5 protein-coding genes and 1 pseudogene are annotated in these 7,234 nt (G+C 38.2%); all 6 read right to left on the bottom strand.

Features of this window, described 5'->3' with window-relative positions; all coding sequences use genetic code 11:
* Positions 1-1,541: pseudogene (locus ACTHJT_RS04445) on the bottom strand (hypothetical protein); the annotation flags it as partial.
* A complete protein-coding gene (locus ACTHJT_RS04450; protein WP_440236647.1) occupies positions 1,538-5,245 on the bottom strand; it encodes an ATP-binding protein in 3,708 nt (1,235 codons plus the stop codon). The gene ACTHJT_RS04450 and the pseudogene ACTHJT_RS04445, both read right to left, overlap by 4 nt.
* A 41-nt stretch (positions 5,246-5,286) precedes the next feature.
* Positions 5,287-5,538, bottom strand: coding sequence for a hypothetical protein (locus ACTHJT_RS04455; protein WP_440236648.1), 252 nt, complete (start codon positions 5,536-5,538; stop codon positions 5,287-5,289).
* A gap of 12 nt (positions 5,539-5,550) precedes the next feature.
* Entirely contained in the window at positions 5,551-6,093 is a 543-nt protein-coding gene (locus tag ACTHJT_RS04460) for a DUF420 domain-containing protein (RefSeq protein WP_440236649.1), read from the bottom strand.
* Entirely contained in the window at positions 6,080-6,748 is a 669-nt protein-coding gene (locus ACTHJT_RS04465) for an SCO family protein (protein ID WP_440236650.1), read from the bottom strand. The genes ACTHJT_RS04460 and ACTHJT_RS04465 overlap by 14 nt, the downstream gene beginning before the upstream one ends.
* Before the next feature lie 49 nt (positions 6,749-6,797).
* Entirely contained in the window at positions 6,798-7,145 is a 348-nt protein-coding gene (locus ACTHJT_RS04470; protein WP_440236651.1) for a cytochrome C oxidase subunit IV family protein, read from the bottom strand.
* Between the last annotated feature and the right edge of the window lie 89 nt (positions 7,146-7,234).

Raw genomic sequence — 7,234 nt, forward strand, 5'->3', positions numbered from 1 at the left:
AATGCAATGTCAGCAAAAATCTGTTCGTGGGAAGAAACCGATTGAACAAACGATCCCTGGATCATTTGTTTTTTCTTTGGCGTTGGAATACTCTGAACAGGTTCATAATTACCATTATTGGCACCCACATATTTATATACCCGTGCATTTACTGTATTATTATCAAGCACGTAACTACCCGCTCCTTGCGACACCTGCGAAAATTTCACCTGGTAAAAAGCGCTGTCAGGATTGGTTGAATACTGATATACATTCGTAGTACCTACAATAATCTTCCGGTACAAGGTTGCATTGGCAGAATATCCTACAGAATCGACTCCGCTTACATAAGCTTTCGAGAGATCATCTCCGATGGTAGATAAATAGACCTGATCATCATTACTCAGATCCAATAAAACCGGATTACGCGGATTGTCTTTTTCTGTATAATAATAAAAACCAAATTGGCCGGTCTTACTTTTAATGGTCTGTGAAGCTGCAGTATTCGTACGCGCATAGTATTTATCCGAGTATTCAAAATCTACCCGCATACGATTGTATTTTGTAATCAACACATAGGGCGTAAATGTTATTTCTGCCGTGTTGTAATCAATCACATAATCATAATCAAAACCTCTTGTCAACAGTTTTCCATCCAGGTATACTTTTTCAGAATTGGCAATGATGGTAATATACGCTTCGTTGTTGGCACCTCTTAACCGATAGGGCCCTAACACCCCTTCCTGCAAGGCATCGGCAGTATTGGGAGCAAACTGCATGGTATTGAATTTCCCCTTTGAAATACCAATGCCTGCCTGACTAACGCTTTCAAATATGGAATCCTTCTTATGTACATGTTGGATATGCCCACCTTGTACATTCCGATAGTAATTTAAAAAATAGGATTTCTGGTTCAACACAATATCCCCTACGGTCAAAGCCGTTTTAGGGCTTTTCAGCTGCACATACACACGGTCAAACTGTTGGATCTGTTGTGTATTTCCTTCCGGCTGAAAAGGAATATTCTGATCCGAGATTACCGCTGTCAGGGTTAGATTATCCGTAAGCTTTCCATCCAGCTGCAGGTTCAATGTTGAATTCACAAAAACACTTTGATTATTCCCTGCAGAAATTCCACGTGATATTACCCCGGTTTTATTAATGCCGGGAGTTGAGAATAACTCCTCTCTTTGCTGAGGCGTGCTGCCAAAGCCCTTGAGCCGCATGACTTCCCTATAACCGCCTAAAGAGTCGTACACGGAAAGATCTCTTTTATAAATCCGCTTTCCCAGGTCAAATGGATATACTCGATAACAAACCAAAATAGAATCCGGAAGCGGACTGGGAGAAAAACTAAGCTTATTGGAAGATACTTCGTAGCTGCTGGTATAGCCCAGTGGAGCCTTTACTTCAATGCTGCCGGGTACAATGGTGAGCGTATCAATTCTCACTCCTCCTTCTGCAGGCTTTACCCACTTACAACGCAGATTGGTATACTGTGCCTGACTACGCTGCACAATAAGCAAATACAAAAAAAGAGTTATGACATAGTATTTGGTCATTCGTTATAGTAAGGCAGTTCAATATAAAAAGATGTGCCCGTATCAAGAGACGTTTCAAACCATATAACACCTTTCATATCTTCTACCAGACGCTTCGCCAATGCCAGTCCTATACCAGAGCCGGAATATTTTGTGCTGAAATACGGTACGAATATTTTTTCACGAAGTTCAGGTGGAATACCGGAACCATTATCCTTCACTTCAATCAACACGCGATCCAGCTTCTGACTTACATTTACCTGGATATGCATATTTCGTTTATCAGGAATACTCTGAATAGCATTCAGCAGCAAATTGTTCAGAATATTTACAAGCATGGTTTGATCTGCTAAAATAAATGTTGCTGTAACAGGCACATTTGTTTGTATCAATGTATTTTCCTGTTGCTGGTGCAGCGCAGCTAAGTCCTTGACCAGGTTATTCACTTCCACTTTTTCAAGCGTAAGTTCAGGTAGTTTATAAAAAGAAGAGAACGAACTTGCTATTTCACTTAACGAATCAATCTGGGTTAAGATTGTCCTGAACGACTGCTTTAATTCCTCATCCGAAGGTTTTGTTGTATTGGATTCAATCCTTTGTAACAAATACTGAAGCTTAAGCTTCATAGGCGTCAACGGGTTTTTTATTTCATGGGCCACCTGTCTTGCCATTTCCCGCCAGGCGCTCTCCTTCTCTGAGTTTGCAAGGATAAGTTTGCTGTCATCCAGTTTTACCAACATGGAATTATATTCCTGCACCAGGCGGCCGATCTCATCTGAAGATTCCCATAGTATAGGTTCATTATCATATAAGCCTGTCTTTTTAATACCCTGCGTGATGAGCTTTAACGGAAAAGTCAGGTAATACGCAACGAGGTAAGAGATCAATAATAAAATAATGAAGCCTATTGAAAATATATTCAGGATGGTTTTTAAGTACGTCGAAATCTGCTTGCTGATATCTTCTTTTGATTCAAAGAACGGCAGGTGAACAATACCTGCAATGCCGCCGGTACCCGGCACACGAATCAGTCTGTAAATAGAGCGGTACGACAAGTCGCCCACCTGCTGATTGGTAATGATATACTGGTTACGGCTTTCCAGTAACGATGCAATCGCCGTCGGATCGATATAGTTCGATAAAATTCCTTTGCGGTAAACCTCCGGCTGATTGGTCGAAATCAAAACACCTTTCGTCGAATATACATTTATATCTAGCTGTTCTACCCGTGTCAGATCCGACTCCAGTAAAAGCTCTGTTGCAGATGCCTTACTGATCCGATCCTGGAAAATTGTTCTTGACGAAATAATAGCAGCCAGCTTATCCGAGTCATTGATAAAACGGTTCACAAGAGACTGCTCATAGTTCTTATTTACAAACCCTAATGTTATTATACTTACCAGTAACAAAGGAATAAAGAATGCCAGGTTTAAATAGATCTGTACCTTAGCCGCATAACTGACCTGGCGCTTCTGCGCACTGATCCGGTAAACATGCAGCAACACAATAATCAGAATCCCCGCGATATGAAACAGGAAATAAATAGACGCATTAGAGACCAGAATATCCATGATGCTGTAAGGCTTACTTACCACGATCCAGGCCCCGTCTTTACCTTTTACCAGTACATGGAAGTATCCCTCATACCTGCATTCATAAATATTTTTCTGCTGTTTTGCTTTTATGAAATTTATGAAGCGCTGATCATAGTTAAAGTATCCATAATTCGTTTCCAGCTTGGATTTATTAAAAATGCAATAATCATAATCCTTGTTATTATCCTGCACCTGCTTCTGATCCAGCACGAGTTCAGGGAACACACTGTTTTTGTTATACTTTCCAGACTCCAGCTCTACAATAATATAGGCAATGATACTGTTATTCGATTTAATTTTATTGACTGAAATGTATCTCCGTGTATTAGAGATCTGATCGTTATAACTATACAGATCAAGTTTATTTAAATAAGTGGACTTGATTAAAACCGTGTTGTAATAATCATTATAAGTTACTTGGCCAGGTTGCATGTTAAAAGGCTCACCGGTAGCGTCAAATAATTCCAGTCGGATCGCATAATCATTGAAATAATTCGAAAGATATTTCTTTTGTATTTTCTCTTTCACAATTCCCAGGTCTGAAAATGGTGAAAGAATCTTTTCCCGGATAAATACATCCTCTTGGATATTCACTGACGCTTCCTGTAAAAGAAACTCGGTTATTTCATCTCTGTCATAGAGCAAGCGCTCACCATACTTGCTCATCTGCTGGGTCACTTTATTTCTTCCGTTAAAGTATATGGCACTACCAATAATCAAAGATGAAATCAGGGAAAATAAAAAAATGTAAATAAAAGACTGGTATTTCATTTTACCCAGTACCGACGGATACCCCTGTACTAAACTTAAGATAGAAAAACAAAATAGAATACTGGAAACGAAAATCAATTCTATTTCTATTGCACTGCTTATTAAAATACATATGCCATATATGATCAATAACTGCACAGGTTTGCCTGTCCGATAACGCTGGTGCAGCCTCCATACCAGGTGTAACGCAAGATGAATCAGATAAAAAAAGATAAAGGATATAGAAACTACAGAAAATATCAATAAAAAACGAATAATGGATAAATCAAGATCTTCGATCAGATTTAGTGAAATAGTAGAGTTGATTACAATACTTTTCAGCATTAAATAATATACCATGATCAATATCCAGGAAAGTACAATGCTGAATGATATCTTTATAAATACATTACGCTTATTATTATTCAGGTAAATAAACCGGTATACCGATTTATGCTGAATCATTGAAATCAGTTCAAATAAAAAATAAATCGCACAGAAGATATTCAGTACTAAGTCAAAGATCGATTCACTAAAAAAGGAAGCTGCATAATATTCCGATGAAAATATTTCATGCGAAGAGAAATACTCCGGCAGATTCAATATTAAAAGCAGCACACGCAATGACAAAAAAAAGATAATCCGCACAATGATGATTTTAGGCGAACTGTGCTTCGCACGGTTGACTTCAATAATGAAATAACACCAAACCAAAACTACCAACAGAATGTATGTAAAAGTAGCCAGGGAACCATAGAGATAATCCTGGCCACTCAATTCACATTCATAGCTGCATAAATATTTCCCATTAATGGTAATCGATTCGCCGCTGGACTTATTGGCTACAAACAGACGTATAGGAATGTTATTGAAAAAAAACGTATTAGTGTGGCTATTGATGAAGGAGTTCTGAACAGGATACAACCGTTCCAGTTCAATGATTGAAACAGCCTCAAATTTACGTTCGCCCAGGTCGAAAGTGTCTTTATGAACAAGATATTTACCGGTACTATTACTGATATAAGCCCAGGCATACGCACCCATTACCGAGCTGTATGCAGGTACGTTTTCAGACTCAGACCAATAAACAAGATTACTGTTTTCATAAATGTAAAACGGGCAGGGAGTCTTAAGTTTATTCAGGTCAGTAAATGCCACGCCATTCGATTGAATAGTACGCACAAGTTCTCTGTTTTGAGCTTCAACATCCTCGATCGCACGATCAATTCTGTTTGATACGGTTGAATAATAAACCGACTGGTCAACTTTGATACAATAATCCCTGAAAACCAATAGTAGCGTTAAAACAACTAGTAATGCACCAATAAACCAGCGTAATAACTTCAGTAAGGAAGAAAAGTTTTTAAAAGGGGATGTCATATATCCTAAAAATACGGAAATATGCCGTGAATAAATAAGGTTTATTGAACCGTTATGCCCTTCTCTTTATTCTTTTGGGACGAACGGTACCACATATAAGCAATTGCCCCTATCAGTATATATGGAAAAAGCATTAAGTATAAGATCCCTGAATTAATTCCGGTATTTTTAGCAGCCTTATCGGCAGACTCCAGTTGGGCCTTGCACATGGCACACTGTGCATCGGCATCCAGCCCGAAACCGATGAACAAAACAATAATCAGCAGAGGAAGTATAATGTAAGCCTTTTTCATAATTACTCAGATTTAAAACGTGTAATAAGGACTAATCATTAAATATACTAAAACACCGGATACTGAAACGTATAACCAGATTGGATACGCCCATTTCACGATCTTTTTATGGCGTTCGAAATCGTTGTTAAAAGCAAAGTGTAGTGCTTTCAAAACAAAATACACCACGACCGCAGCAAGGACAATATGTGTAATCAATAAGAAGTAATACACATAATTTAACGGAGAAGTTCCGCCATAAGCTGTAGAATGGTGGGTTAAATGATATAATATATAAGCTACCAGGAAGAAAAGTCCAAGTACTACACAAATCAACATACACGTGCGGTGAAGGGTGATATTTTTCCTTCTGATTGCAGCCAGCGCAATTATAAGAAAGAACGATGTCAGACTATTAATCAAGCCATTGATATGAGGAAGTGTGTTTGTCCAGGAGCCTAAATCCAGCTTCACACGAATGCCTAGTAATAACATAACTGCAACGGGAATACCGATAGCCAGGATATTGACTGTTTTGTCATTTAAAACTCTTGCCAGTTTATTATCGTTTTGCATCGCGTTCGATTTTTTGTAATACTTTTAACTCTGTAATTAAGCGGTCTACGTCCTTTTCCTCGGTACCATCATAATACCCCCGGATCCAGCCTTTTTTATCAACTAATACAACTTTATCACTGTGCAGAAAGTCTGTCAGGTCTTCTTCGTTCTGCTTCGCGGTTAAGAAAAATTCTCTTTGTCCCAGTGTATAAATAGAATCTTTGGCGCCGGTTAAAAAGAACCATTTCCCTGGAATGGCATTGTATTTAGTAGCATAGTGTTGAAGGACCTGAGACGTATCATGCTCCGGATCTACCGATAAAGAGATCAAGACAATATCTTTGTCATTCTTAAAAGCCTCCTGTACACGAATTAATTGCGTGGTCATATCCGGACAAATACTTCCGCAGCGTGTAAAAATGAAATCGTATACTTTAAAGCAGGAATCGTAGTTCGTACTGTTAAATTCAGCACCCGTTTGGTCAATAAGTTTATAAGCTGGGATAGTATGGGCATCTGTAATCACATAGCCCCGTTCAGTTTCTATTGAATCATAAGCAAAAAATACAGGCAGTTTATGCCTGGAACTCGCAAAAATAGTAAAGAATAAAATTAAAAAGACCGGTGCAAGTAGCGCTAGGCACAAGTACACGGTCTTTTTAGTATTTTTCATAATGTATAGAATAAGCAAACTTTCACGATGGTTTGCTTAAAATGATTGTTTATCCAAAGATGTATTCAATAGCAGCATGTACATAATCTGCTTCAATCAGCATGGCTAAAATTAACCATACAATAAACAGAACCGGTAATGCTATTGCCCAAATCAACAACTTCACTTCATATTTTAAGTGCATGAATTCGCCAACAATGTAGAATGTTTTAGCAAATGTCATTAACACAAATATTGTTGTAAGAATAGGACCTCTTGAAACTGTAAATGCCAATACGAATTCAATGGCAGTTAAAACAGCTAAGATAAGAGTAACCTTTAATAAGTGTTTTATTTTAGCAGGATCTCTAGGCTGAACTTCTGCTGAGTGACCTGAATGATGTGATGCGTGTCCCATTTAAATGAATATTTTATAATTAAATAACAGAATCAAACTAAGTAGTAGAACGTGAATACGAATACCCATACCAGATCGACGAAGTGCCA

Source organism: Cytophaga sp. (assembly GCF_051961495.1).
Lineage (GTDB): Bacteria > Bacteroidota > Bacteroidia > Cytophagales > Cytophagaceae > Cytophaga.

Excerpts from the sequence above, each read along its gene's own strand:
- ACTHJT_RS04450 (WP_440236647.1), bottom strand. The coding sequence starts at position 5,245 with ATGACATCCCCTTTTAAAAACTTTTCTTCCTTACTGAAGTTATTACGC.
- ACTHJT_RS04455 (WP_440236648.1), bottom strand. The coding sequence starts at position 5,538 with ATGAAAAAGGCTTACATTATACTTCCTCTGCTGATTATTGTTTTGTTC.
- ACTHJT_RS04460 (WP_440236649.1), bottom strand. The coding sequence starts at position 6,093 with ATGCAAAACGATAATAAACTGGCAAGAGTTTTAAATGACAAAACAGTC.
- ACTHJT_RS04465 (WP_440236650.1), bottom strand. The coding sequence starts at position 6,748 with ATGAAAAATACTAAAAAGACCGTGTACTTGTGCCTAGCGCTACTTGCA.
- ACTHJT_RS04470 (WP_440236651.1), bottom strand. The coding sequence starts at position 7,145 with ATGGGACACGCATCACATCATTCAGGTCACTCAGCAGAAGTTCAGCCT.